1 protein-coding gene is annotated in these 568 nt (G+C 56.3%); it reads left to right on the forward strand.

The window, feature by feature from the left end:
* Positions 1 to 393, forward strand: a 393-nt coding sequence (locus AC1DU6_RS35190; protein ID WP_477863199.1) for a nuclear transport factor 2 family protein, incomplete at its 5' end; no start/stop codon positions are given.
* Positions 394 to 568 lie beyond the last annotated feature (175 nt).

The raw sequence follows: 568 nt of genomic DNA on the forward strand, positions 1-568 counted from the left end.
TCGCAAATGAGTATGACCGGCCTCGATAGATGGTACAGCTTCATGCGGTCTCATGACCGGGCGATGCTGTGGGACCTGCTGCATCCGGATGCCGTGTTCGAAAGCCCGGTCGTGCATGCGCCGCAGCGGGGCCGTGAGATCGTGTTCAAGTATCTGACGACTGCAGAGAAAGTGCTGGGTGGCCCCGGCTTCGCTTACAAAGGCGAATGGCGCAGCGACAACGGCGCGGTGCTCGAATTCGAGAACGAGATCGAAGGCATCAAAATCAATGGCGTCGACATGATCACCTTCGCCGATGATGGGCGCATTACCCACTTCAAGGTGATGGTCAGGCCGCTCAAGGCCATCAACCTTTTGCACCGGTTGATGGGCGAGGAATTGGCGCGGCAATGAGCCGCCAGCTGCTTGCTTCATCTCCGATAACAATTGCGTAAATCTGACACGGCGGCGCCGTATCATCCGATCAATCGAATTCAAACCGAGAGAATTCCATGCCCAGCTACAAAGCCCCGCTCGAAGACGTCGGCTTCCTGCTCAACGACGTGTTTCAGTTCGATCGCTACAACAA

Source organism: Roseateles sp. P5_B10 (genome assembly GCF_056400485.1).